This window comes from Pantoea sp. WMus005 (genome assembly GCF_013415305.1).
Taxonomy (GTDB): domain Bacteria; phylum Pseudomonadota; class Gammaproteobacteria; order Enterobacterales; family Enterobacteriaceae; genus Pantoea; species Pantoea rara.
Genome location: NZ_JACBXU010000001.1, coordinates 1,687,386 through 1,713,195 on the forward strand (window position 1 = coordinate 1,687,386; position 25,810 = coordinate 1,713,195).

At 54.9% G+C, this 25,810-nt stretch carries 20 protein-coding genes; 3 read left to right on the plus strand and 17 right to left on the minus strand.

Annotation, left to right across the window (positions count from 1 at the left end; genetic code table 11):
- Positions 1–251: 251 nt before the first annotated feature.
- Together ompF and HZZ01_RS07710 are read left to right on the plus strand one after the other, a co-directional pair.
- Positions 252–1,421, plus strand: coding sequence for a porin OmpF (gene ompF / locus HZZ01_RS07705; protein ID WP_292990624.1), 1,170 nt, complete (start codon positions 252–254; stop codon positions 1,419–1,421).
- A gap of 233 nt (positions 1,422–1,654) precedes the next feature.
- Positions 1,655–2,845 (plus strand): amino acid aminotransferase, encoded by a 1,191-nt coding sequence (locus HZZ01_RS07710; RefSeq protein ID WP_179896203.1) that lies wholly within the window; start codon positions 1,655–1,657, stop codon positions 2,843–2,845.
- 64 nt (positions 2,846–2,909) lie between these two features.
- Here HZZ01_RS07710 and HZZ01_RS07715 read toward each other — a convergent pair whose 3' ends face one another.
- The 7 genes from HZZ01_RS07715 to cmoM all read right to left on the minus strand — a co-directional run bounded on the left by HZZ01_RS07715 (position 2,910) and on the right by cmoM (position 13,563).
- A complete protein-coding gene (locus HZZ01_RS07715) occupies positions 2,910–3,539 on the minus strand; it encodes an MBL fold metallo-hydrolase (protein WP_179896205.1) in 630 nt (209 codons plus the stop codon).
- A gap of 39 nt (positions 3,540–3,578) precedes the next feature.
- On the minus strand, positions 3,579–4,127 hold the full coding sequence (locus HZZ01_RS07720) for a YcbK family protein (protein WP_013357329.1): 549 nt from the start codon (positions 4,125–4,127) through the stop codon (positions 3,579–3,581).
- Positions 4,128–4,312: 185 nt separating this feature from the next.
- Positions 4,313–6,124, minus strand: a complete 1,812-nt coding sequence (ldtD, locus tag HZZ01_RS07725) for a L,D-transpeptidase (protein WP_179896206.1) — start codon at positions 6,122–6,124, stop codon at positions 4,313–4,315.
- Positions 6,125–6,271: 147 nt separating this feature from the next.
- Positions 6,272–10,759 (minus strand): chromosome partition protein MukB, encoded by a 4,488-nt coding sequence (gene mukB, locus HZZ01_RS07730; protein ID WP_179896207.1) that lies wholly within the window; start codon positions 10,757–10,759, stop codon positions 6,272–6,274.
- Entirely contained in the window at positions 10,756–11,481 is a 726-nt protein-coding gene (gene mukE, locus HZZ01_RS07735; protein ID WP_179896208.1) for a chromosome partition protein MukE, read from the minus strand. Before mukE ends, mukB begins: the two co-directional genes overlap by 4 nt.
- A complete protein-coding gene (gene mukF, locus HZZ01_RS07740; protein ID WP_003849384.1) occupies positions 11,462–12,784 on the minus strand; it encodes a chromosome partition protein MukF in 1,323 nt (440 codons plus the stop codon). Before mukF ends, mukE begins: the two co-directional genes overlap by 20 nt.
- Positions 12,781–13,563, minus strand: a complete 783-nt coding sequence (cmoM, locus tag HZZ01_RS07745) for a tRNA uridine 5-oxyacetic acid(34) methyltransferase CmoM (protein WP_179896209.1) — start codon at positions 13,561–13,563, stop codon at positions 12,781–12,783. The genes mukF and cmoM overlap by 4 nt, the downstream gene beginning before the upstream one ends.
- A 125-nt stretch (positions 13,564–13,688) precedes the next feature.
- On the opposite strand from cmoM, the gene elyC reads away from it, so the two are divergent.
- A complete protein-coding gene (gene elyC, locus HZZ01_RS07750) occupies positions 13,689–14,471 on the plus strand; it encodes an envelope biogenesis factor ElyC (protein WP_179897129.1) in 783 nt (260 codons plus the stop codon).
- Here elyC and HZZ01_RS07755 read toward each other — a convergent pair.
- From HZZ01_RS07755 to cmk, 10 genes are all read right to left on the minus strand, one after another.
- Positions 14,451–15,344: a phosphotransferase gene (locus HZZ01_RS07755; protein WP_179896210.1), complete on the minus strand. Its 894-nt coding sequence runs from the start codon at positions 15,342–15,344 to the stop codon at positions 14,451–14,453. The genes elyC and HZZ01_RS07755 overlap by 21 nt on opposite strands.
- A 111-nt stretch (positions 15,345–15,455) precedes the next feature.
- Positions 15,456–16,205 (minus strand): 3-deoxy-manno-octulosonate cytidylyltransferase, encoded by a 750-nt coding sequence (kdsB, locus tag HZZ01_RS07760; RefSeq protein ID WP_179896211.1) that lies wholly within the window; start codon positions 16,203–16,205, stop codon positions 15,456–15,458.
- On the minus strand, positions 16,202–16,384 hold the full coding sequence (locus tag HZZ01_RS07765; protein WP_003849374.1) for a Trm112 family protein: 183 nt from the start codon (positions 16,382–16,384) through the stop codon (positions 16,202–16,204). Before HZZ01_RS07765 ends, kdsB begins: the two co-directional genes overlap by 4 nt.
- A 105-nt stretch (positions 16,385–16,489) precedes the next feature.
- Positions 16,490–17,704: a winged helix-turn-helix domain-containing protein gene (locus HZZ01_RS07770; RefSeq protein WP_179896212.1), complete on the minus strand. Its 1,215-nt coding sequence runs from the start codon at positions 17,702–17,704 to the stop codon at positions 16,490–16,492.
- A 39-nt stretch (positions 17,705–17,743) separates the two neighbouring features.
- The gene (gene lpxK, locus HZZ01_RS07775) at positions 17,744–18,730 is read right to left on the minus strand and encodes a tetraacyldisaccharide 4'-kinase (protein ID WP_179896214.1); all 987 of its coding nucleotides are present in this window, start codon (positions 18,728–18,730) and stop codon (positions 17,744–17,746) included.
- Positions 18,727–20,475: a lipid A ABC transporter ATP-binding protein/permease MsbA gene (gene msbA, locus HZZ01_RS07780; protein ID WP_179896216.1), complete on the minus strand. Its 1,749-nt coding sequence runs from the start codon at positions 20,473–20,475 to the stop codon at positions 18,727–18,729. The genes lpxK and msbA overlap by 4 nt, the downstream gene beginning before the upstream one ends.
- Before the next feature lie 34 nt (positions 20,476–20,509).
- Positions 20,510–22,765, minus strand: a complete 2,256-nt coding sequence (locus tag HZZ01_RS07785; RefSeq protein WP_179896217.1) for a DNA internalization-related competence protein ComEC/Rec2 — start codon at positions 22,763–22,765, stop codon at positions 20,510–20,512.
- A gap of 204 nt (positions 22,766–22,969) precedes the next feature.
- Entirely contained in the window at positions 22,970–23,254 is a 285-nt protein-coding gene (gene ihfB / locus HZZ01_RS07790; RefSeq protein WP_003849360.1) for an integration host factor subunit beta, read from the minus strand.
- An 82-nt stretch (positions 23,255–23,336) separates the two neighbouring features.
- Positions 23,337–25,010 (minus strand): 30S ribosomal protein S1, encoded by a 1,674-nt coding sequence (gene rpsA / locus HZZ01_RS07795; protein ID WP_179896218.1) that lies wholly within the window; start codon positions 25,008–25,010, stop codon positions 23,337–23,339.
- Between the two features lie 108 nt (positions 25,011–25,118).
- Positions 25,119–25,805 (minus strand): (d)CMP kinase, encoded by a 687-nt coding sequence (gene cmk, locus HZZ01_RS07800; RefSeq protein WP_179896219.1) that lies wholly within the window; start codon positions 25,803–25,805, stop codon positions 25,119–25,121.
- Positions 25,806–25,810 lie beyond the last annotated feature (5 nt).

Below are 25,810 nucleotides of genomic sequence, written 5' to 3' on the forward strand. Positions count from 1 at the left end.
CCGGCCTTTTTTTATTTTTGTAAATTTTGAGTTGTCTCACAAAGTTCCGTATTTTTTACATTTTGTAATACAAATTTTCCTGCTGAAACAAGATTACGAGTTTAGTAGCATTTAAGCGCTAGAATTACGGCGGGTGGGATGGAAAGATGCGTGCAGACACAGGAAGACACCAAACTTCGTTCAGGGTTCCCGTAAAGATTTCCTGACGGCAGTGGCAGGTGTACAAATAACTCCAATGAGGGTAATGAATAATGATGAAGCGCAATATTCTTGCAGTGGTTATCCCTGCTCTGTTAGCCGCCGGTGCAGCAAATGCTGCAGAAATCTATAACAAAGACGGCAACAAACTGGACCTGTACGGTAAAGCTGTCGGCCTGCACTACTTCTCTGACGATGCAGATAACGACGGTGATCAGTCTTATGCTCGCTTCGGCTTCAAAGGCGAAACCCAGATCAATGACCAGCTGACCGGTTACGGTCAGTGGGAATACAACATTCAGGCAAACAACTCTGAAGGTTCTGACGCACAGAATGGCAACAAAACCCGTCTGGGCTTTGCTGGCCTGAAATTTGGCGATGCGGGTTCAATCGACTACGGCCGTAACTACGGTGTGGTTTATGATGCAATCGGCTGGACCGATATGCTGCCAGAGTTCGGTGGCGATTCAGGATACTCAGATAACTTCATGAACGGTCGTAGCACCGGCCTGCTGACTTACCGTAACACCAACTTCTTCGGCCTGGTTGATGGCTGGGACTTTGCTCTTCAGTATCAGGGTAAAAACGAGCGCACAGGTACCGACGGCCTGCGTCGCTCCAACGGTGACGGCTACGGTGTGTCAACCAGCTACGTTTCTCCAATTGGCGTAGGCTTTGCTGCAGCATATAGCAGCAGCGACCGTACTAATGCACAGGCAGCAGGTGCACAGACTACTGTTACTCCTAGCGCAGCGAATGGCGGCGGTGCTGCGGTTACCACTGTAACCGGTCAGGGCGCGGGGAAACGTGCTGAAAACTGGGCAACTGCTCTGAAATATGATGCAAACAACGTTTACCTGGCTGCAATGTACGGTGAGACACGTAACTCAACACCAGTTACTGCTACCGGTACTTTGGCTAACGGTAACGCGTTCTCTGTCACTGGCTTTGCTAACAAAGCACAGAACATTGAGCTGGTTGCACAGTATCAGTTCGACTTCGGTCTGCGTCCATCTCTTGCCTACGTTCAGTCTAAAGGCAAGGATATTGAAGGCGTGGGCGATGCTGACCTGGTTAAATACATCGACGTGGGCGCGACTTACTACTTCAACAAAAATATGTCTACCTATGTTGATTACAAAATCAACCAGCTGGATGACAACAACCGTCTGAATCTGAACACAGACGACGTAGTTGGTGTTGGTATTGTTTACCAGTTCTGATTCCGCTTAAAACATGTTGAAAAACGGGGCCACGGCCCCGTTTTTTTATGGCTGTTATTCCGTTAACGGTGTTTTTTCCCGCCCTGTTACCCCGCTTTAACCTCTGCAATCCTCCGTCGCGTAATCAGCGCCGCAAAATGTAGGATTTTGTCTCGCAAACGGTTGGCATTTGCCTGACCGGACGTTAACCTGACAGCTCTTTCCGCTAAAGTTCACGCTAATGGACCTGACACATGTTTGAATCGATCTCTGCTGCACCCGCCGATCCTATTCTTGGGCTGGCCGATCTGTTTCGTGCTGATGACCGCCCTGAAAAAATCAATCTGGGTATCGGCGTCTACAAAGACGAAACCGGCAAGACCCCGGTGCTGACCAGTGTTAAAAAAGCTGAGCAATACCTGCTGGAAAACGAAACCACGAAAAACTATCTCAGCATTGATGGTCTGGCAGATTTTGCCCGCTGCACCCAGGCCCTGCTGTTCGGCAATCAAATCCCGTTGATCACTGCAGGCCGCGCACGTACCGCTCAGACGCCGGGTGGAACCGGCGCGTTACGTGTAGCAGCAGATTTCCTCGCCACACAAACCTCCGTCAAGCGGGTCTGGATCAGCAATCCGAGCTGGCCGAATCACAACAACGTATTCAATGCTGCCGGTCTTGAAGTCTGTGAATACCACTATTATGACGCGGCAAACCATACGCTGGATTTTGAAGGGATGCTGGCGTCATTGCAGCAGGTTCAACCTGGCGACGTGGTCCTGTTCCATGGCTGCTGCCATAACCCGACCGGTATCGACCCGACCGCTGAGCAGTGGCAACAACTGGCGCAGCTGTCACAGGCCAATGGCTGGCTGCCGTTGTTTGACTTCGCCTATCAGGGCTTTGCTCGTGGTCTGGATGAAGATGCAGAAGGCCTGCGCATTTTTGCCGCCTCGCATCAGGAACTGATCGTTGCCAGCTCTTACTCCAAGAACTTTGGTCTGTATAACGAACGTGTCGGTGCAATCACCGTGGTGGCGGCGGAAGCCAGCGTGGCAGAGACCGCGTTCAGCCAGGTGAAGTACACCATTCGCGCGAACTACTCCAATCCGCCTGCCCATGGTGCGGCCATCGTCGCCACCATTCTGGGCAACGAGACGCTGCGTACGATCTGGGAGCAGGAGTTGTCGGACATGCGTCAGCGCATTCAGCGCATGCGTCAGCTGTTTGTGAATACCCTGGCAGAGAAAGGCGCACAGCGTGACTTCAGCTTTATTATTAAGCAGAACGGCATGTTCTCATTTAGTGGCTTAACCAAAGACCAGGTGATTCGCCTGCGTGAAGAGTTCGGCGTCTATGCCGTCAACTCAGGCCGCGTGAATGTGGCAGGCATGACGCCAGACAATATGTCGGCGCTGTGCGAAGCGATTGTCGCCGTGCTGTGACGCAGACGATAAAACAAAAATGGGCCTGAGGGCCCATTTTTTATTGCAGAAAATTGCGGACTGTTTATTGCAGGAAAGGGTTACTGATGCGTTCCTGTCCCAGCGTTGAGATCGGGCCGTGACCGGGAAGAAACGTCACATCATCGCCCAGCGGCAGTAATTTCGTCCGGATAGCATCAATTAACTGCTGATGATCGCCTTGTGGGAAATCAGTACGTCCCACCCCACCATTAAAAATCACGTCACCTGAGATTAGTAATCGTCCTGGACGATCAAAGAAAACCACATGGCCAGGTGAATGTCCTGGGCAATGCAGCACTTCGAGCGTGGTCAATCCTACCTGCACACTCTCGCCCTCTTCCAGCCAGCGATCGGGAGTAAAAGGTGCGCACTCTTCGAGGCCAAACATCCGGCTCTGGGTAGGCAGCGCTTCCAGCCAGAAAGCATCACGCTTTTGCGGGCCGACAATCGGAATCTGATAGAACCCAGCCAGTTCGACGGCCGCTCCGACGTGATCAAGATGTCCATGTGTCAGCAGAATCTGAGCAGGTTTAAGTCTGAGCTGTTCCAGCGTTTGTTTAATCAGATCGGCATCGCCGCCAGGATCGACCAGCGCGGCTTCACGAGTGGACTCGCACCAGATAACCGAGCAGTTCTGGGCAAACGCGGTAACAGGAATAATGTGGTAATTCATAACGCTCCATGACCGGCTCACGCAGCGTTGCCGGTGTCGTTACCAGTGCCTGATCGGCCCGGTATCAATATGTACAAAGTTACTGCGGGGATAATATCCTACACCACCTGCACGCAGAGATAACGCCGCTTTGCGTACATTGGCTAATGAAATGCCTTCGATATGAAAATCCATCGCCTGGCCTTTGGTGTGATAGCTGTGCTTTGCCACACCGGGACCGCTCTCACGTAACATGTTGTTGGTTGCCAGTGAACGGTAGCCGGAAACCAGCTGGATCGGTTTACGCATGCCCAGCAGCGCCTGCAGGCGGAAGATTTGGTCAAACAGGTGCGGATCGATGCTTTTCACTTTATTGGCGCGGTAGTCGCGGAAAAAGTGATTTAATCGTGACAACTCATCCTTGTCGTAACTCTTACCATTAAAAAACTCAGTTTTAAGGGTTTCACCGGTGTGAAGATTGTTGAGCATCAATACACGCGGACGAGACGTTGAGAGCGAGGCCCTTGCAGAAGCTGGCAATAATGCCAGTCCGGCGGCGGCGCTACCGCACAGCAGTAGTTTGCGACGAAAAGAATCAATAGTAGACATGTAACGATTTACCTGAGAGTGAAGCCATAGAAATGTGCAAAAAGCGCACAGGCCGAACCATAACTTTCTCTCAAAGAAGCGTCAACCCATCAGCCCGTAGTTTGCGAGGCGATCCCCGCAGGAATCGCCATTTGATAAGATTTTTGTTAATTAACGACACGCCGCTAACGATTTAAAATCAATCACTAGAGCAGCAATTGCTCAGCACGACTGAGTGCCTGACTCCCCGAACGCGCGGTGTCATCATAATTGTAAATATCTGTACGGAACTGCGGTTTGCCATCATCTGCGACCCATGCCGTCAGGTAATAGAGATTGACCGGAATACGATGACGAATCGGCACATAACGGGTGTCACCCTCTTTCAGCGTGCTGGAAATACGGGAGTCATTCCAGCCCGCATCCTGCAGTAACAGACCCGCCAGTTCAGACGCTTTATTGACGCGCACACAGCCTGAGCTGAGCGCGCGGATATCACGCTGGAACAGGTTATGGTTTGGCGTGTCATGCAGGTAGATTGCATCGGAGCTTGGCATATTAAATTTATAGCGGCCCAGCGCATTCGCCACCCCTGGAGCCTGAATCAGGCGATAAGGGAATGATGAGGCGGTAATCATGCGCCAGTCGATCATGCTGGGATCAATCACTTCAGCGTCAGCACTCCAGCCCGACAGCAGGGTATAGCCATGCTTGTAGAGGTAGGTCGGGTCCTGCTTCACTTTGGGAATGATATCTTTGCGCACCAGCGTCGTTGGCACATTCCACGGCGGGTTCAGCACCACATTGTTCAGCGCGCTGCGCATCAACGGCGTTTTACGGTCAGGACGACCGACGATGACCCTGGATGAGAGGATCTTGTTGCCGTTGTTGTAGTAAATCAGCGAGTAGTTGGCGATGTTCACCATAATGCCATTGTGCATATCGTCCGGCAGCAGGCGCAGTCGCTGAATGTTCAGCGCCAGCAGCGAAGCGCGCATCTGTGGCGAGACGTTAAGCCACTGGCGTGTTCGGGCACCAATAGCCCCGTCGCCATCCAGTCCCTGCCACTGCTGGAAACGCTTCACCCCCGCCACCAGCGTCTCGTCATAGACATTGGCGCTATTCCCGTCCAGCGTCTGACTCTGGACGTTACCCGGCGATTGCAGCGGAGGCGCGGGCAGATCGCCTGTTGGCGCGGCAGAAGGACTGACCACGACCGGCTGATCGCTGTGAGTCACCGGCGAGGGCGCCACCGGCACCGCATCGTCATCCGGTGCAGGCGCGTTAACCTGCGCGGTGAGCATGCCGCTGCGCTGCAGAATTTCACGCAACGCAGGAACATCGTCACTGACCTGTCCCGGACGCAGTGTTTCACTGCTTTTCAACTGCGGCCAGGGCTGCTTATCGCTCAGCAGGGTTTTCAACGCGGTGTGCATCGGCTGATACTGCGGGTGCTGCGGCTGCAATGACGCAATAAAGGTGTCATCCGATCCCGCATTCACCGCGTTCTGCCACTGATTCACTACCGCCACCGACGGCTGTGTCAGCCGGTAGGGAACATTGCTGTAGAGCCAGGTTTCACCCTGAGTCGGCACATTCGACACAAATTGCAGATAGCCCAGCATCGCATCGGACAGCGCCACATCCCTGGCAAAGCCGGTAATGGCCGGATTGGTCAGACGCTCTATCCAGCGCGTGAACTGTGGCTGGACGCCAGAAAGCGCCACCTCAGCCAGCTGCTGCTGAAACTTCTGTACCGCCTGAGCATCCTGCCAGAGCGGCTGCATATGACGGGAGGCGTAAAGTGTCGCCAGCGGCCCCAGATAGAAAGGCTGATCGGCACTGGAAAAAGCCTGGCGGATGCGTTGCTGACTTTCGGATACGGAGATGGCCGCCTGCGTTGTTCCAGGCAAAGCGGCGATGACAGCGGCCTGCGGTAGCGTAAATGGAACAACGGTTAGCGCCAGCGCTAACAATGATACAACGCGATGATGATTTAATTTTTTTAACCGCAACATCCCTGCCCCCTTGTTTTTCAACTTCGCAGCGTTCCCTGTATCCGCTGCGATCGCGCCGTGACTCATAGTGTGAGTATACAAACAAAAACGGCATTTGCCTCATGCGACAAATGCCGTTATCAGATTAACGAATGGTTCAGTTTTTGACTACGTTTCCGCCTGCGATTTTTCAGCGGTTAAATCGGGTAGCGCATCCGCTTCGCTTCCTGCTCTCACCGGCGAAGGATCGGCAGCAAAACCACGCAGGCCAACCACATGCACATGCTCAGTGTTATTGAACACCTTACGCACCAGTTTGTAGGTCGTGCCTTTTTCCGGACTGATGTTCTCCGGTGCGGCAATCACCAGCTGCATCTCCAGTCGCTCGCACAGTTCAAACAGGGTGGCGATGGAGCGGGCATCCAGACGGGCCGCTTCATCAAGGAACAGCAGTCGGCATGGCGAAATATCTTTGCCACGCAGACGACGGGATTCCTCTTCCCAGCTCTGCACCACCATCACCAGAATGGACATACCGGTACCGATCGCTTCACCGGTTGACAGTGCGCCACTCTCTGCACGCAGCCAGCCATCGGAACCCCGGTTAACTTCCACTTCCATCTCCAGATAGTTGCGGTAGTCCAGCAGCTCCTCACCGATAGTCTGCGGCGTACGCTGACCCATATCGATGTGCGGATTAAGACGCTGATAAAGTTTCGCCAGCGCCTCCGAGAAGGTCAGGCGATTGCTGTTAAACAGATCCTGATGCTGCTCATGCTCTTCCGACAGCGTATCCAGCAGCATAGCATGGGTTTCACGCACGTTGACGTTGAGCCGCACGCTGCGCACCTGACCAAAGCTAACGGTCTGCAGACCCTGGTTGAGCTGGCGGATGCGGTTCTGTTCACGCTGAATAGTTTTACGGATAATGTTCGCTGCACTGCGTGAACTGATCGCCAGCATCTGCTCACGCGCCGTCAGCTCTTCTGTCAGACGATTCAGTTCGATTTCCATCTGCTCAATCGCTTCGACCGGATCGTCAGTACGAATAATATCCTGACGAATACGCTCGCGAAGATGCTGATAGACCGCAATAAAGAACTGAATTTTACGTTCCGGACGTTTTGGATCTTCCGACAACCGCAGCACGTCGCGCAGATGTTCATTGTCCGCCACCGCCAGACGCAGCGCACCCAGCGCTTTATCCGACATAGAACGCAGTTCGTCGCCGCTCAGATAGGCCAGTTCACGACGATGCAGACGACGCTCGACGCCATTCTCTTTCACCAGGCGCAGGACGGTACACCAGCCCGCTTTGGCGCTGACCACCTGCTCACGCACCTGATGATAGTTACGCTCCAGCTGACGCAGGCGCTTCTGCAGGTTATCCATCTCCGCTTCGCAGAAGGTGAGCTGTTTTTCCAGCTGATTGCGGCGGGCGCGGTTGTGGCTCAATGCGGTGTAAAGCTCGTCACGGCGAACGCGCGCGCGGGCTTCTGCGTTGCTGTCAGCCTGGACGCCAATGTCCTGCATCTCCTGCTGCAGCTCTTTCAGCATGTCACGCTTAGCGTCCCAGGCGCTTTTCAGCGAGGCCAGCACCTGCGAGTATTGCGTCAGCTGCGCCTGATGTTCACGCAGGCGATCCCGACTGCGGCTACGTTCACCTTCAGCCTGCTCCAGACGCTGACGCAGCTTATCGCTCAGATCGTTATTGCCGTTGAGCATGCTGGCCGAGTCTTCATAGCTGAAGTGGGCGCGACGCTGTACCACTTCTGTCAGCGCAAAGGCCTGTTGACGCGCGTTGCGCTGCTGCTGCTGCGCCTGCTGATAATCCGCCTGTAACTGCTCGTGCTGTTCCGGATCGCTCTGCAATACTGCGATGATCGGTTCCAGTTTCGCCAGCTTAGCGCCATGCTGATGCAGGAAGCGCGCCGCCTCCTGTGCTGCATCAACCTGCTCGCGGATCTCTTCGCAGCGATCGCCCAGCGTATCGTCCAGCAGCAGGTTGACGCGTGGCAGCAGCCGGTTTAGCTGTGATACGCCCTCTTTCGCCAGCTCATACTGCTGACGTTGCTGCTGGTTATTGCTTTCGTGCTGATTTAGTGCCCGCTCCAGTTCACCCCGGCGCGCGCCCAGTTGACGGATCTGCGCTTCCGGGTCGGCGTCAAAGGCCACGGCAAGATGAGTGCCGATAAAACGGCTGAATGACTGATGCAGACGCTGAGTTTTCTGCACGTCGAACGACAGTGTGGCATAACGTTCGGCCAGTCTGTCACGCTCAAGGTGCAGTTGCTCCAGCTGATTCTCACGTGCCGCACGACCAAACAGCGGGATTTTCGGGAAGCGGGAGTAGCGCCACTGACGCTCAGCCACCTTCACTACCACCGCATTCTGCAGCTCATCCACGGCAAAGACGCTGTCATCGAACGACTGCGGATCACCCTCGATCAGGTAGAGATCTTCCGGACAATCTTCCAGGCCATCCAGCAATTCACGAACGCGCGAAAGATCCGGCACCACAATGGCATGGCGCGATGGGCCGTAAAGCGCAGAGAAATACGGCGCATCATCCAGCGTCACATCATCATAAATTTCAGAGAGTAATACGCCGCCAAAACGTTCCGCCAGCTGGATCAGGCGCGCATCTTCCGCACCGCCTGGCTGGCTGAGACGTTCAATCTGCCGCTCAATATCACGTTTTTGTGCGGCCACTTCGTCGCGTTCGACGGTGGTTTCACGCTCACGCTCCAGCAGTTGCTGCATATATTCAGTAACGTCCTGGCTGCTGTTCAGCGCCTGGCCAGTCTGTTCGCTGAGCTGCGTCAGAATCTCCTGCGCCGCCAGCCAGTGTGGCGCGCGGGCGGTCAGGCTGGTGATACGTTCACGCAGCTGTTCCAGCTCCTGACGCATCATCATGCGCTGCTCACCGGCGTCCGAAACACTGCTGTTCAGCTGTTCAATCTGTGCTTCAAGCTCCTGCTGCAAGCCCGCCAGCGCATCCGCTTCGTAATGCTGCCCCTGACGCTTGCAGAAATCGGCCAGCAGACGCTCCGCCTCATGCTGCTCGCGCAGGCGCTGCTCCAGCTCGTTGAGACGCAGACGCAGCGAGGAGAGCTGTTCGGCATGATGCCGCTGATTGCTGGCATCACGCAGCAACTCGCGGCCGGTTTGCCAGGCATCCTGACGGGTCACGTCACCGGCAATGCTGGTCACCAGCGCCAGCGCCTGTTCGAACTGACTGTGTGCCGCTTCCGCCACGCTCAGCTTCTGTTCCAGACGCAGCAGGCGTTCTGTCGCCTCTTCCTCTTTTGCCTGGAAGCTTTCCTGCCAGTCAGCGGCATTGTCGATACTCAGATCCGGCAGCTGGCAAAGCGTGCGGGCACGTTCCAGCGCCTGCAAGGCCTGCTGATACTGGATGGCGCGGGTTTGCTGCACGTCCAGCGCCTGCTGGAAATCGGCCAGCTGACTTTTCAGCTCATCGACTTCCAGCTCAGCCGCTTCGGCACGCGCTTCATTCTCTTCCTGAATTTCACGTGCTTCGGCGACCACTTCGGTCTGCTCTTCCAGACGCAGCGTCAGATCTTCTATATCTGCGTCGTAGCGCTCAATCTTCTCCTGCTGACGCATCGCCGTCTGCACCAGGTTCAGGTGGTCGCTGGCAGCCTGATAATCCACTTCGAGATCGTTCTCTGCGCCACTGTGCTCAGCCAGTTCGCGTGCCATCTCCACATGACGATACTGCTCGGTGGCGAGCTGCTTACGGCTGCTGAACAGCTCGCTGCGCAGCTGTAAGGCACTGTCGAGATGTCCCCGACGCTCGTTGGCGTGACGCATATAGTCAGCCGATACGTAGCTGGTCGCCTCTGAGATCAGATGTTTAAAGAGATCGCGGTCAGACTGAGTTACGCGGATCGCCTCAAGTGTCATGCGGTTCTCGCGCAGCGCGGCTTCCATATCCTGGAACGCTTTGCGCACGCCACTGTTTTCAGGCAGCAGGTAATCACGCAGCGATCGGGTGATAGCACTGGAGATCCCCCCATAGAGCGAGGCTTCAATCAGGCGATAAAACTTGCTGCGATCGCTGGCAGAGCGCAGACGACGCGGCACCACACCGAGATCAAACATCATGGCGTGATAATCGATAACCGAGTTATAGGCGCGGAACTGCACGCCTTCCTGGGCCTCAACCCGCTCTTTCACCTCGTTAAGCGGCAGAACGCGTGCCTGACGGCTGTTAAGCACTTCCGTCAGCATATCAGTCGGGTTGGTGTCAGTTGGCAGGCCATGGATACTGAAAGGCTTGATATCGACCTTTTTATCGCGTCCGGCGACCTGTTGCAGACGCACACCGACCACCACACGCTGATGGCGTGAGTTCACCACATCCAGCATGGAGTAGCAGACGCCCGCACGCAGTTTACCGTGCAGACCTTTGTCACGTGATCCCGACGTCGCGCCCGCTTCGGTGGTATTACGGAAGTGCAGCAGCGTTAAATCGGGGATCAGCGCGGTGACAAATGCCGCCATGGTGGTGGACTTACCCGCACCGTTACCGCCTGACAGCGTGGTCACTAATTCATCAAGATCAAAGGTACGGGCAAAAAAGCCGTTCCAGTTGATCAGCGTAAGCGAACGAAACTTTCCGCGCTCAATCATGCCTGTTCTTCCTCTGCGTTCTCACTCGCGTCGCCTTCCTGTCCTTCACCGTCATCGGTGTCGACCGGTGCTGTCGCGTTTTCCAGTAGCATGGCTTCGCCATCACGAATCAGGCGAAGCTGCGCTTCACGGGCATCATCACCGCTGCGCACGTCAGCACCAAAGCGGAAAACTGACTCCGTAATGCGGAATTTGCTGCTGTCATTGCCGTAAAACCACACCATGCCAAGACGGCGCAGGCGGCTTAGCGAGGCGCGCACTTTCTCCTGCAGTTTGGTGCGATCCAGATCTGAGCCAGTTGAACGCTGGTTGACCAGCTTAAGCAGACGGTTCTCGTCGGCCAGCGACAGCAGCTCGTCATACAGCTCCTGTTGGGTGAAGATCCCTTCATTAGCCAGACGTTCCGGGCTGAGATAGAGATAGCAGAGGATCTTCCCGACCATCATGTCCAGCTCAGAGAGCACGGAACGCGGGATCAGCGTGGTTGAACGCGGACGCAGATAGAAAAAGCCTTCCGGCGCACGAATTAACTCAACGTTATAGCGGCTGTAGAACTCTTCGAGAAACGACTGGTAATCCATCAGAAAAGCGTGATTATCCAGCTCTTCGATACCGATATGGCGTCCTGCGCGTAACTGGCTGTCCAGCGCGGGAAAAATCGGGTTGGCCAGTGCCTGTGCCAGCTTAACCGGCATCACTTGTTCAATATTTGTCGATGACATGTGCCTGCACCTTGGCTCCGTAATCATTGATGGCTTGCCATTCCACAGGCAAACCGGCTAAATCAGCTTCCGCCACGCCAAGACGCACCGCCTGATCCACCACAATGCGCGCAAGGTCGAAATGGCGGGCGCGTGGATACTGGGCCAGGTAGTCGCGCATCACTGACGCGAGGTTGAGCGGTTTTTGTTGCGATTTGTAGACCTGCAGCGCTTCTTCAATCATCGCTGCCAGCTGTTCGCGGATTTCGTTGATCTCTTCGTATTCCATCTCCGGCGGCAGTTCACCCATCACTTCGTCATTTCGCAGCGTCAGCGCTTCATCGCGCATGTCATACAGGCGGTCGGCGTTGGCGTAGGTCAGCGCCCAGGGCGCGTCGAAGTAATTCTGTACCGATACCCGCAGGCGCTGCGCAAAGACACGGTTCTTATCCATATCGATGGCGGTACGAATAAATTTATGAACATGGCGGTCATAGCCGATCCACAGGTCAATCGCCTGCTGGCCCCAGCTGGTAATACGGTCGAGTTTGCTTTGCAGATCAAACACCAGCTTATCGACGAAGCCCAGATCCGGGCTGTCCAGCGTGGCGTCCTGAATCCGAAGCAGGTTTTCCTGAAGCTTGTCGCCTGCAGCTTCAAGCGTATCCTGCAGTTCACGCAGCGTTCCTGACGTTTCGGAAAGCAGCATTTCACAGCTGGAGATAGCCGCGCGCCAGTCTTTGTTCAGCAGTTCGGCGATGTCGTTTTTAACCGCCTGCTGCTGTTCATCCATCAGGCGTTGGGTCATATCGATGCTGTCGAAGATCTCCGCTACTGAGTATTTCAGCGGCGCAAAAACATTGCGGTGCCAGTGGAACTCATCGCCGTTTTCCTGCGCGGCATCGGCTGCCCGCTTCAGCTCATTGGCCACAATCGACAGCTGCATCGACAGACGCAGCGTCGAAAACTCACGCTGACGGATGTAATAGTCGGTGATGCCGATCGCCAGCGGTGTCAGGCGATAGATGGCGTTGCCTTCGGTGAGTTCGCTGGTAAAGCGATTAAGCAGCCGCTGTCGCACCATATCGTTGATGGCGTTGTTGGCACGAACCAGCACGGTTTCATGGGTTTGTTCGAAAGCTTTACTGACGTGACGGAAAGCATCAATCAGATCGCCTTCGCTCATTTCGCCATCCATCCGCTCACCGTTAAGGGTGGCGATTGCCAGCAAAAAAGCCAGACGTTCCACCGGCAGCGCAAGGGAAAAGTCATTTTTGCGCGCCCAGGATACCAGTTCAGGTACCGTCTGGGAAAATTCACTCATAATTCGTCCTTCTGCCCGGGTTTACGCGCGGTCACGTGGATGTAACGCCCTAAGCTCAAAAAGGGTTCCTGACGGCAGTAACGCCGCTCCATCTCAATAATTTCGTCGTCGCTCTTTGGCTCGTCCCTGGGCTTCATGTAGTCACTGAATACCCGGATCCCGGCACGCTGCTCAATTACAAAGCCACACTCTTCCAGCCAGCGATAAACCTGCTCGGGATCGCGTGGATAGTCAGGCGACAACGTTCGCTTTTTGCGTTTGGTCAGGTTGGTACGCAGATAGCCGAAGTTACCCAGCGTCAAGGTGCGCAATGTCAGGCCGTGCAGATTGTAAAACATCAGCGACATGACGCCCCCTGGACGCAGCAGATCGAACAGCGCTTTGAGCACCTTCTCCGGTTCAGCGACCCACTCAAGCACCGCGTGGAACAATACCAGATCCACCGGCTTATCCAAATGTTCGCCCACCTGCTGAGCGCTGATTTGTCTGAATTGCATGTTGTGGCTCACACCCTGCGCCGCCGCATTCTCCCCGGCACGACGCAGCATCTCACCAGAGAGATCGCACAGCAGAACCTGATGGCCCTGCGCAGCAAGCCCGCTGGAGATCTGGCCGACACCGCCGCCAGCGTCCAGCACTGACAACGGATGTGACGGTAGTCCGGGCAGTATCTTCTCCAGCTCATCCCAGAGGATGGCCTGGCGTATCTTCCCTTTGGTGGTGCCGTAAATATTTTGCGAAAATTTATCCGCGAGATCGTCAAAGTTACGATCCTGCATGGCATGCGCTCCGGTATGCTGCGGTGAGACTTATGCTATTTTGTCACAGGCACCAGAAGAATGAACCTTTCATCCCCATCTTCCCTTCCGGGTGCTCTATTTTCGGACAACAGGACTCTTTTTTGATGTTATTTACCCTGAAAAAAGTCATTGGCGGACTGCTTTTACCCCTGCCGTTTCTGCTTTTGCTGATGGCGCTTGGCATTTTACTGGTTTGGTTTACTGGCTGGCAGAAAAGCGGCAAAACCGTGATCTCCGTCAGCTGGCTGTTATTGCTACTGCTGAGCCTGCAACCCCTGGCCGATCGTCTGCTTTTGCCGCTGGAAAGCCGCTATCCAACCTGGAACGGCTCAGAAAAAGTGGACTACATTGTTGTGCTGGGCGGAGGCTACACCTTTAATCCGGCATGGGCACCCAGCTCGAACCTGCTGAATAATAGTTTGCCACGCGTGGCAGAAGGTGTTCGTCAGTGGCAGCGAAATCCGCAGTCGACGTTGATTTTTACCGGCGCAGCAGGCGGTACAAATCCGAAGAGTAGTGCCTGGGTGGCGGCACAGGTAGCAGAGAGTCTCGGCGTGCCGCGTGAATATATTCAGATTCTCGACCAGCCACGTGACACGGCGGATGAAGCGCAGGCGGTAAAAACCGTGGTGGGCAAGCATCCGTTGCTGCTGGTCACCTCAGCGAATCATATGCCACGGGCAATTCGCTTTTTCCACGCGGTCGGGTTGGAGCCGATTGCCGCGCCAGCCAATCAGCTGGCGATTACCTCACCATTGAATGGCTGGGAACGGGCGATACCTTCATCGATCTGGCTGAGTCACAGTGAACGGGCAGTATATGAGACGCTGGGCACGGTATTGCAGCGGCTGAAAGGCGAGGAAGACTCAGCCGAGCCAGGGAAGTAGTTGCGCGCGTGCGTGGTCAAAACGCGCACGATTAAACGTGCCGGTCTGAATCAGATTTTCGATGCAGTCCCACAGTTGATAAACCCACCGACGCCAGATAAAACCCTCTGAAACCGGCGCCCGTTGCAGGTAATGGTGCAGCAGCGCCGTTTCGGCGGGCGACGCATCCAGATGGATCAGGTCATATTCACGGGGTGCCCAGAGAATCGTACCCGGCTGCGTCATCGCGATTAACTGATCACTGCGGCTGTTTTTCAGCATGCTCTGCAGCCGCACGTTACCGTGAACCATCACACAGGGATCATCGAAGCCGCGAAACAGATGCGCCAGTCGCGCGCGGCAGCGGAACAGAATCTGGCGATCTTCCAGCGTAAAGGCGGGCGGACGCAGATAGCTCAGGGTCGCCCACAGCACCTCAACCCGTTGGGTATACCAGGCGGGCCAGCGGTTTTGCTGCGTGCTGTCTACCGTTCCGACCAGACCGTGACTGTCGAGCCGATGCCAGGACAGCAGTCCCTCGACCACCTGTTCGCAAAACTGTTGCCAGCGCTGAGCATCCCGCGCAGGGGCTTCCGCCGTCACGCCATTCAGTCGCGCCAGTAAGAGCATTTCATGCGCGGGCGGCTGCTGGCTCAACACCAGACCATAGACCGCTGGCACGGCGACCAGTCCGGCCTGCCCCAGCAATGCCAGCTTTCTGGCTTCCATTGCCGCCCGGCCCTGATGACGAAAATATTTAGCCACCACCGGCATAGGAAGACCCTCCCGATCGTATAACGCATAAAGACGGGTGGGTGGATGTTCACTGATCATTTCGAGGCGGCTGATGGTTTCACCCAGCGCCAGCGCGAGTTCTGATTTAAGCTGTTCCATGCGGCATCCTCCTCAGATGAGTATCACAATATCCTGAAGGAAGTGTTGGAGATAAGTTTAGCGGCGGATCAATAACGTTGTGCTGAAACGGGGAGACAGGCTCCCCATTTGTCAGGCCTGCATGGCAAGACGAACACGTTGCAAGTCGTCTGGCGTGTCCACACCCACACTGGGGATGGTTTTCGCCACGGCGACATGAATTTTTTCGCCGTACCATAAAACGCGCAGTTGCTCCAGCAGCTCAATCTGTTCCAGAGGGCAAGGCGCCCAGGCAACATAGCGGCGAATGAAACCGGCACGATAGGCGTAGATGCCAATGTGGCGCAGCAGCGTGTCACCGATCTGCTCGCGCGAGGCGGCATAGCGTTCACGATCCCACGGAATGGTGGCCCGTGAGAAATAGAGCGCGTAGCCATTCACATCCATGACGACTTTGACCGCATTCGGATTGAATGCTTCTTCCGCATCGGTAATTGGCACCGCCAGCGTCGCCATGCCGGCCGCAGAACCCGCCAGATTGGTCGCCACCTGACGCACAATCTCTGCCGGAATCATCGGCTCATCGCCCTGCACGTTGACGATAATTTCGTCATCAGCAAACTGATATTTTTCGATCACTTCCGCCAGCCGTTCGGTGCCGGACTGGTGATCGGCGCGAGTCATGCAGACTTCGCCGCCTGCCGCTTCCACCGCCTGCGCCACGTCGGGATGATCGGTGGCAACAATAACCCGACTGGCACCCGACTCACGGGCGCGCTCCATCACATGCACGACCATCGGTTTACCGTGAATATCGAGCAGCGGCTTGCCGGGTAAGCGGGTTGACGCATAGCGCGCAGGAATGATGGCAGTGAAACTCATGGATGAATCTCTTCAACTGACAGCGTGCGGGCTTCCGTTTCCAGCAGCACCGGAATGCCGTCACGAACAGGGAAGGCCAGGCCATCAGGTTTGCAGATCAGCTCCTGCTGCGCATTGTTGAAGTAAAGTTTGCCATTGCACACCGGGCAGGCAACGATTTCGAGTAAACGATGATCCATATGTCCTCCATCAGGGACCGAATGCTTAAGGATTCAAGCATACCATAGCGCGGCGCATGCGGGATGGAGTAAAACGCCATCCCGCAGCAGCTACCGCAAAATTGATTAATCCAGCGTCCACAGGGCTGGCCAGTGATCTTTGAGTGCATCAGGTGCCTGCAGGATGGCGACGCTTTCTGCTCCCTGCCAGGCTGCAAAGCGTTCAATCGCACGCCGGACATCCACGACAAAGCGCGCCGTGACGCGAGTCTGCTCTTCCAGCCAGAGTTTTTTAATTTCCAGCTGTTTTGCCTGACGCAGCATGCGGGCATCAAGCCGCCCTTTTATCTGACCGCGATGGAGGATGGGCAAAACAAAATAGCCAAATTTGCGCTTCTCCTCGGGGGTGTAGCACTCGATACGATAGTCAAAGTTGAACAGCTCAAGTGCACGTTTGCGATCCCAGACTACCGGATCAAACGGGGACAGGAGTGCACTGTGCGTCGCCTGCAGCGGGGTCTCCAGTAATGGCAGGTAGTCACGATGCAGCCACATCTCACCCAGCTCCTCTGTATCGACGGCGACAAGATCACCCGCAGCCTGGGCATCAGCGATAAAATCGTTGACAGGTGCCCGCTTCAGGCGATAGTAATCCGGCAGCCAGGCCGCGCGGAAAATCCCTAAGCTGCGGGCGCTGTTCATCAGCATCTGACGGATTGCCTCCGCTTCGCTGATGCCATGTACCTCATCCTGCCAGTCAGGCATGACTCGACTGCGCAGGTCATAGACGCGCTGAAAATTGCGGCGTTCTGTTACCATCAGCTCACCGGCACTGAACAGATTTTCCAGATGACGTTTGTGCGGTTTCCATGCCCACCAGCCTGATTTGGGGTTATCGGCATGCGTAAAATCGGCGGCGCGCACCGGGCCCTTTTCCCGAATCTGCTGCAGTAATTCGGCAATCGCCTGCTGGTGATCAGCAACCCATTGCGCGTTGTATTTCCAGCCCAGACGTTCCGGCGACAGCATGCGATGACGAAGAAGTCTGTAATCGGCGCGGGGAATAAAGCAGGCTTCGTGCGCCCAGTACTCAAAGAGTTCACCCTGGGCCAGCGCCTGTTCCAGCCATGCCTGAGGATAGTTTCCCAGGCGACTGAACAGCACCAGATAGGGACTGCGAGCTACAACATGAATGGTATCAATTTGCAGCAGCGACATGCGGGAGATGCTGCTAATCAGATCCTGATAAACCGCGCGCTTTGCTGGAGCACGCAGCAGGCCCTGCGCGGCGAGATGAAGGTGACGGGCTTGCTGTAACGAAAGTGAATGCAGGCTGTTCATCCTCTTCCTTATCAGGTTTTACCTGAATGGCTGCGGGTATCAGAGAGTGCGGCGGCAGAGTTGTTCTATATCGGCCAGTAAAGGCGTTACGGCTTTACCGGTTAAATGGGCATCGACCGGCAGATACCACCAGTCAGGCTGAGCAAAGTGACGGCATTTCACCGCGTCTTTTTCGGTCATCAGCAATTGCTGCCCCGGCTGAACTAATCGGGCCAGCTCATCCTTGCTGTAGGCGTGATGATCGGCAAAAGCGATCTCTGCGACCGGCGTAATGCCCTGCTGTTTCAGCGTGGTAAAAAAACGAGGAGGATGACCAATACCGGCCATGGCTACTACCGCACCCAGCTTATCAGCTGAACAGGTTTCCCCGGTCAGGAGATGAGTGGCCAGCCCAGGCTTAAGCTGCATGGCAATCTCGTCGGGTTGCGCTTCGCCGCCGTTGATGATGACGGCATCGACCTGCGTCAGTCGACTGGCCCGTTCGCGCATCGGACCCGCAGGCAACCACCAGCCATTACCAAAACGACGCACGCCATCAACCACCACGATCTCGCGATCGCGCTGCAGGGCGTAATGTTGCAGGCCATCATCAGTGATGATCACATCCAGCGTACCATGTTGCAGTAACGCCTCAATCGCCCGTCGCCGTTCAGGCGCGACCGCAACCGGAGCGCCGGTCCGCTGGGCGATCAGAACCGGCTCATCACCAGCCTGTTCCGTGCTGGTCTGCGCCGTAACCAGTAAGGGATAATGGTCGGCCTTGCCGCCATACCCTCTGGAGACAACGCCAGCGCGCAGGCCGCGCTGCTGCAACGCCTCAACCAGCCAGATGACAACCGGCGTCTTTCCATTGCCACCGGCAGTCAGGTTACCGACCACCACGACCGGCAGAGGCGCACGCCAGCTTTTACGCCAGCCGCGCCTGTAACTGAAACGTATCAGGGCCGTGATCGCACCATATAGCAGGCTGAAAGGCCACAGCAGTAGCCATAACAGTGAGCGACCACTCCAGATACGTTCAATCATTGGCCGAATTGCATCTTGTGCAGCTGTGCATAGGCGCCGCGTTCTGCTAACAACACCTGGTGCGTACCGCGTTCAACAATCTGACCATCTTCAATCACGACGATCTCATCCGCTTTCTCGATGGTAGAGAGGCGGTGCGCAATCACCAGAGAGGTACGGTTCTTCTGCAACTCATCCAGTGCTGACTGAATGGCGCGTTCTGACTCGGTATCCAGCGCAGAGGTCGCTTCATCGAGGATCAGAATCGGGCAATCGCGCAATAATGCACGGGCAATGGCGATACGCTGACGCTGGCCGCCAGATAGCAGCACGCCATTCTCGCCAATTACCGTATCCAGGCCTTTATCCATTTTATTGATAAAGTCCATGGCATGCGCCATGGTGGCCGCCTGCTCGATCTCTGCACGGCTATATTGCTCACTGCGAGCATAAGCGATGTTATTGGCAATGGTGTCGTTGAAAAGATGCACATTCTGTGAGACCAGCGCCACCTGATTACGCAGCGAGCGCAGGCTGTATTCACGCAGATCATGACCGTCCAGCAGGATTTCGCCCTGCTGGATGTCATAAAAGCGGGTCAGCAGGCTTGCCATCGTAGACTTACCTGAACCGGAACGGCCCACCAGCGCCACCGTTTTTCCTGCGGGCAGTGACAGATTGATATTACGCAGTGCGGGAATTTCACGACCTGGGTAGGTAAAGGTCACATCACGGAATTGAATGTCCCCTTTAGCACGGGTGATTTCGCGAGTACCGTTATCCACTTCCTGCTCACTATCCAGAATAGAGAACAGTGTCTGACAGGCTGCCATGCCACGCTGGAACTGGGCATTGACGTTAGTCAGAGACTTAAGCGGGCGCATCAGGGCAATCATTGAGGAGAAGACGACGGTGATGGTACCGGCTGTCAGGGTATCCATGACGCTGGGGAAGCTGGCGGCATAGAGCACAAAAGCCAGGGCCAGCGACGCGATAAGCTGAATAATGGGATCGGAAATGGAGGACGCAGAAACCAGTTTCATTCCCTGCTGACGCATCCGATTACTGACGCGGGAAAAGCGCTCTGATTCAATGTCCTGTCCACCAAAAATCAGCACTTCTTTGTGCCCTTTCAGCATCTGCTCGGCGCTGGTTGTCACCTGCCCCATAGTGTTCTGCATACTTTTACTGATGGTGCGGAAACGCTTAGAGACGGTACGAATCGCAAATGAGACGATAGGAGCCAGTACAATCAGGATCAGCGACAGCTGCCAGCTGTAGTAGAACATCATGATAAACAGGCCAATAATGGAAGCCCCTTCACGTACTACGGTGACCAGCGCGCCCGAAGAAGAGGAGGCGACCTGCTCAGAATCGTAAGTAATACGTGACAACAGGGTGCCGGTTGACTGCTGATCGAAAAACGAAACCGGCATACCCATCATATGGCTGAACAGACGACGGCGGATATTCATCACGACGTTGCCAGAGACCCACGAGATGCAGTAGCTGGAGATATAACTGGTGACGCCGCGTACCAGCATCAGGCCAATAACCACTAACGGCAGCCACAGCATCACCGATCTGTCAGCTTTACCAAAACCATCATCCAGTAACGGTTTCAACAGTGAGAGCATTAAGGCGTCGCCCGCAGCATTAATAATCAGGGCAACTGAGGCCGCAATTAATCCCGCTTTATTAGGCGCGATCATCGGCCAGAGTCGGCGAAACGTCTGCCACGTAGAGAGATCTTTATCTTGATGCATTATTTATTCACGCTGTTGGAAATAGCCGGCCATTCTACCTGGATTCGCCTTTGACGCCAAACCACTGATGGTACCAACGGGGCATTAATTGTTCCCGCAGGGTAGAAATCTGTACTTTACCCTGCTCTATTCTGATACTGATTTGTCCTGACTGGCCCGTATCCAGCCACTGAAATCCGGCTGTTCGATAGTTTTCCAGCACATTTTTCGCGGGCATTCGCCAGGCATTGTAGCGTGCCAGAGAGGCAATGGCAGTGTGCCCTTCTGTTTTTCGCAGCAGCAGGGAGGTCGACGAAGTCCGGCTGCCGTGGTGCGGTACCTGCAGAATATCGACCTTCAGGCCCTGCTTCTCGAGTGCTACCAGTTGGCGCTCCGCTTTTGCCTCAATATCACCGGTTAACATCAGCCGGACCTGTCCATCATCAACAATCACCACACAGGAGTCATTATTACCCCCCGGTAAAGGTGCCGTCAGCGGCCAGACAACCCGAAAGTGGAGCCGCCGCCAGCGCCACTGCGTGCCACGGACACAGGGTAAATGCGCCTCATCTGCCTGTGCGCTTCTGATTTCAGCCGCTGGCCAGCGTTGCATGACCGCCTCCAGCCCGCCAGTATGATCAAGATGTTTATGACTGAGGATGACCTGTTTTAGCCGCAGGTGCCTGCGCTCCAGCCATGGAATGATCACCCGACTACCCGCATTGTCGTTCTGCCAGCGCGGTCCTGTGTCATACATCACTGCCTCATTGTCCTGACTGATCACCAGGCTCAGTCCATGCCCGATATCCAGCATATCAATGCGCCAGCCCTGGTCCTGTTCTGGCTGGCGGCTCAGTATCATCGCCAGCGCTAGCGCGCAGCTGCTTAATGGCAGAGAGAAAAAGAGCTGCGCACGCCAGAGAATCAGACCGCCCCATACAATTACCGTAAACCAGGTTGTGCCACTCAATGGCCACCAGCCCGGCGGCAATAACCTCAGACAGTGAAACAGAGCACGTAACGTGAGATCGGCCGCGCCCCAGAAGAAGCCGGATATATGGGCCACTGGTAGCAGCATGGCGAGTGTCACTAACGGCATAGTGATAAACGAGACGATCGGGATAGCGACAATATTGGCCACCAGCGCGGTCAGGCTGATCCCATTGAATATCGCCACCTGCATCGGCACCATCAAAATCATCATGCCCGCCTGCAAATGCAGTAGTTGTATCGGAATCCAGCGCCATTGTTGACGGAACCGTGCAGGCAGCGGAAACCAGTGGTACCAGACCAGTAGCATCCCGACAGCCAGAACCGAGAGCCAGAAACTGTCAGAGAGCACAGTCAGCGGATCCGTCACCAACAGCAACGCAATACAGAACGTCCAGACCTGCCAGCTATTTAACTGAACACCCGCAAACCGGGTTATTGCCCATAGCGTCAGGGCCAGCAGTGAACGGGCTGCGGGAGGCTGGGCCCCGGAGAGCCAGGTATAAACTGCAGCAAACAGCCAGCTCACGATGAGGGGAAAAAGATAGCCGATATAGCGGGCTGGCAGGATAAATTGTACTCCTCGCGCCATCATCCAGCCGGTGCTGGCGGCCAGGGCGATATGCATCCCCGATATCGCCATAAGATGTGCGGTGCCGGTATCCCGCAGTAACTGACGTGTCTGCTGGCTCATCTCATCCCTGATGCCAAAAGCCAGTGCCTCCAGTGTGGCACGAGAAGGCATTTCACGGGTTCTGTCGCGGTGCCATAAAATAAATTGCCAGCGGCCATCACAGCGATCGCTGACGGCATTCTGTTTAAGGATTCTGCCCTGAAGCGGCGTGTTGGTAGCCAGTGCAAAACGCTGCGCATCGAAGTCGCCCTCATTAAGGCGGGCATGTACGGGCCGCAGACGAAGCTGCATGGTCCAGCGCTGTCCTGGGCAGTAAATATCCGGGTCGGTGTCGAACCAGATCCAGGCAAAGCGAGGCGGAAATATCATCCGGCCCCGCTCTTCCAGCAGACGAACCCGGATTTGCTTCTGCTCTTTTCGCAGTTCATCAATCTGAAGGGTAAAGGTGGCGGGCTGTGCGGAGAGCTGTTCGATATCCCGCACCATCAGACGCGCGTCGTTACAAGCCCATGCCAGAAACAGCAGAGTGATACCAGTCAGACGAAAAGGCGGATAAGCGCAATGCAGCAGAGCCAGACCCACGAAGACCAGGAGCAGAATCGCCTCTCCTGATGGCAGCCGCGCCATTAGCAGTAGCGGTAATGTTGCAACGATCGCCAGTCGCGCCAGTACAGTCCATGTCAGCATAATCGTATCCATTGATATAGTTCGATTATTCTGGGTAATTGGGAAGAAAGTAACAGCGGAGGATGAGCGAAGCTGGAGCAGTCTCACAATGAGAGCGCGGCATTGCAGTGTTGATCACTGCAATCTGGATATCCGCTCTCAACCTGAATAGCAGGCAAAAAAAAACGACATCCGGAGATGTCGTTTATCTGGTTCGGTATCGGCTCAGCCGTAGATATTTGCGCGATCACGAAGCTCTTTGCCTGGCTTAAAGTGGGGAACGTATTTACCTTCCAGATCCACTTTGTCACCCGTTTTAGGGTTACGTCCAGTACGCGGAGCGCGATAATGCAAAGAAAAGCTGCCGAATCCCCGGATTTCGATGCGTTCGCCCTGTGCCAGCGTAGTGGCCATGTGCTCCAGCATCTCTTTTACTGCATCCTCAACGACTTTCGCCGGTATATGAGTATGCTGTCCCGCCAGTCTTTCGATCAGTTCTGACTTGGTCATGTAACCTCCGGTTTATCCCTATAGGAATGTATGACAGCTTTTACCGAAACCGGGTGGTTGCCCACCCGATGCTTCAGGTCGATTACTCGCCTTTAGCCGCTTTGAACGCTTCAGCCATAGCGCTAGAGAAATTGCCTTCTTCCTGTTTGGTGTTAACAGTATTGATAGCTTCTTTCTCATCAGCCTGGTCTTTCGCACGGACAGACAGGCTTACGACACGGTTTTTACGATCAACGCCGGTGAACTTAGCTTCAACGTCGTCGCCAACGTTCAGAACCAGAGTTGCATCTTCAATGCGGTCCAGTGAAGCTTCAGAAGCGCGCAGGTAACCCTCAACGCCATCTGCTAATTCAACTGTAGCACCTTTAGCATCAACTGCAGTCACTTTACCGGTGACGATGGCACCTTTCTTATTCAAAGTGATGTAGTTGTTGAACGGATCTTCTGCCAGCTGTTTAACGCCCAGAGAGATACGCTCGCGCTCTGCATCAACCTGCAGTACAACGGCAGCGATTTCGTCGCCTTTTTTGTACTCACGAACGGCTTCTTCGCCAGTCGCGTTCCAAGAGATGTCAGACAGGTGAACCAGACCGTCGATGCCGCCGTCCAGGCCGATGAAGATACCGAAGTCAGTGATTGACTTGATTTTACCTTCAACACGATCGCCTTTGTTGTGCGTCTCAGCGAACAGCTGCCATGGGTTAGATTTACACTGCTTCAGACCCAGGGAGATACGACGACGCTCTTCGTCAATGTCCAGAACCATAACTTCAACCACATCGCCTACGTTAACAACTTTAGACGGGTGGATGTTTTTGTTAGTCCAGTCCATTTCAGACACGTGTACCAGACCTTCAACGCCTTCTTCGATTTCCACGAAGCAGCCGTAATCAGTCAGGTTGGTAACACGACCGGTCAGGCGAGTGCCTTCCGGATAGCGCTTAGCGATAGCAACCCATGGATCTTCGCCCAGCTGCTTCAGACCCAGAGAAACACGGGTACGCTCGCGGTCGAACTTCAGCACTTTAACGTTGATTTCATCGCCCACATTGACGATTTCGCTTGGATGCTTAACACGCTTCCACGCCATGTCAGTGATGTGCAGCAGGCCATCAACGCCGCCCAGATCAACGAATGCACCGTAGTCAGTAAGGTTCTTAACGATACCTTTAACTTCCATGCCTTCCTGCAGGTTTTCCAGCAGCTGATCACGCTCTGCGCTGTTTTCGGATTCGATAACCGCACGACGTGAAACCACGACGTTATTGCGTTTCTGATCCAGCTTGATCACTTTGAATTCAAGCTCTTTGCCTTCCAGGTGCAGCGTATCGCGCACCGGACGCACATCTACCAGTGAACCTGGCAGGAACGCACGGATACCGTTCAGCTCAACTGTGAAGCCGCCTTTAACTTTGCCGTTGATAACACCGGTAACAGTTTCAGCGTCTTCGTAAGCTTTCTCCAGCGTGATCCATGCTTCATGGCGCTTAGCTTTCTCACGTGACAGCAGGGTTTCACCGAAGCCGTCTTCCACTGCATCCAGAGCAACATCAACTTCGTCGCCTACCTGGATTTCCAGTTCGCCGGCTGCGTTCTTGAACTGCTCTGCAGGGATTGCAGATTCAGATTTCAGACCCGCATCAACCAGAACGACATCTTTGTCGATAGAAACGACGATGCCACGAACGATAGAACCCGGGCGGGTTTCGATTGTTTTTAAGGATTCTTCAAATAGTTGAGCAAAAGATTCAGTCATATTGATAATCTTCAGGATTCTTCAATTTAACGTCCATCTGACTTCATGTCGGATGGGGTTGTTTCACATGCCCGGCACCTGATCCATGGTACAGGGTGATAAATTCAGTTAAGCCGGGATGCCCAGCTTCTCGCGGGCATAGTGTAGCGCTTTTTCAATGACTTGATCGATAGACATCTCAGTAGAGTCCAGAACCAATGCATCGCCAGCAGCTACTAAAGGTGCGATTGCGCGGTTACGATCGCGGTCGTCGCGTTCTTTTATCTCGGCTAAAAGGCGGTCAAAGTTAACATTAAAGCCACTGTCCTGCAACTGTAGCATACGGCGCTGGGCACGCTCTTCAGGGCTGGCATCAAGGAAAATTTTCACAGGTGCATCCGGAAAAACTACGGTGCCCATATCACGTCCATCAGCAATCAGACCTGGCATCTCGCGGAAACCGCGCTGGCGGCGCAATAGCGCTTCGCGTACACGGGGAAATGCGGCGACACGTGATGCGGTGTTGCTGACCTCCTGAGTACGGATTTCACCAGTGACATCTTCACCTTCAAGTATGACCTGCATTTCACCGTTTTGTGACACAAAGCGCACATCGAGGTGTGCAGCAATCGGCACCAGTGCCTCTTCAGATTCAATGTCGACCTGATGATGCAACGCGGCTAACGCCAGCACGCGATAAATAGCACCGGAGTCCAGCAGATGCCACTGCAGCGATTCTGCCATCGCTTTGCACAGGGTTCCTTTTCCCGCTCCACTTGGCCCATCAATAGTTATGACCGGGGCAGTTACCGTCATTATTC

What these genes read in the sequence shown, in the direction of transcription:
- mukE (WP_179896208.1), bottom strand. Translation starts at nt 11,481, where the DNA reads ATGTCATCGACAAATATTGAACAAGTGATGCCGGTTAAGCTGGCACAG.
- HZZ01_RS07770 (WP_179896212.1), bottom strand. Translation starts at nt 17,704, where the DNA reads ATGAACAGCCTGCATTCACTTTCGTTACAGCAAGCCCGTCACCTTCAT.
- HZZ01_RS07785 (WP_179896217.1), bottom strand. Translation starts at nt 22,765, where the DNA reads ATGCTGACATGGACTGTACTGGCGCGACTGGCGATCGTTGCAACATTA.
- HZZ01_RS07755 (WP_179896210.1), bottom strand. Translation starts at nt 15,344, where the DNA reads ATGGAACAGCTTAAATCAGAACTCGCGCTGGCGCTGGGTGAAACCATC.
- ompF (WP_292990624.1), top strand. Translation starts at nt 252, where the DNA reads ATGATGAAGCGCAATATTCTTGCAGTGGTTATCCCTGCTCTGTTAGCC.
- cmoM (WP_179896209.1), bottom strand. Translation starts at nt 13,563, where the DNA reads ATGCAGGATCGTAACTTTGACGATCTCGCGGATAAATTTTCGCAAAAT.
- HZZ01_RS07720 (WP_013357329.1), bottom strand. Translation starts at nt 4,127, where the DNA reads ATGTCTACTATTGATTCTTTTCGTCGCAAACTACTGCTGTGCGGTAGC.
- ldtD (WP_179896206.1), bottom strand. Translation starts at nt 6,124, where the DNA reads ATGTTGCGGTTAAAAAAATTAAATCATCATCGCGTTGTATCATTGTTA.
- kdsB (WP_179896211.1), bottom strand. Translation starts at nt 16,205, where the DNA reads ATGAGTTTCACTGCCATCATTCCTGCGCGCTATGCGTCAACCCGCTTA.
- HZZ01_RS07765 (WP_003849374.1), bottom strand. Translation starts at nt 16,384, where the DNA reads ATGGATCATCGTTTACTCGAAATCGTTGCCTGCCCGGTGTGCAATGGC.
- rpsA (WP_179896218.1), bottom strand. Translation starts at nt 25,010, where the DNA reads ATGACTGAATCTTTTGCTCAACTATTTGAAGAATCCTTAAAAACAATC.
- lpxK (WP_179896214.1), bottom strand. Translation starts at nt 18,730, where the DNA reads ATGATTGAACGTATCTGGAGTGGTCGCTCACTGTTATGGCTACTGCTG.
- cmk (WP_179896219.1), bottom strand. Translation starts at nt 25,805, where the DNA reads ATGACGGTAACTGCCCCGGTCATAACTATTGATGGGCCAAGTGGAGCG.
- msbA (WP_179896216.1), bottom strand. Translation starts at nt 20,475, where the DNA reads ATGCATCAAGATAAAGATCTCTCTACGTGGCAGACGTTTCGCCGACTC.
- HZZ01_RS07710 (WP_179896203.1), top strand. Translation starts at nt 1,655, where the DNA reads ATGTTTGAATCGATCTCTGCTGCACCCGCCGATCCTATTCTTGGGCTG.
- ihfB (WP_003849360.1), bottom strand. Translation starts at nt 23,254, where the DNA reads ATGACCAAGTCAGAACTGATCGAAAGACTGGCGGGACAGCATACTCAT.
- mukF (WP_003849384.1), bottom strand. Translation starts at nt 12,784, where the DNA reads ATGAGTGAATTTTCCCAGACGGTACCTGAACTGGTATCCTGGGCGCGC.
- HZZ01_RS07715 (WP_179896205.1), bottom strand. Translation starts at nt 3,539, where the DNA reads ATGAATTACCACATTATTCCTGTTACCGCGTTTGCCCAGAACTGCTCG.
- mukB (WP_179896207.1), bottom strand. Translation starts at nt 10,759, where the DNA reads ATGATTGAGCGCGGAAAGTTTCGTTCGCTTACGCTGATCAACTGGAAC.
- elyC (WP_179897129.1), top strand. Translation starts at nt 13,689, where the DNA reads ATGTTATTTACCCTGAAAAAAGTCATTGGCGGACTGCTTTTACCCCTG.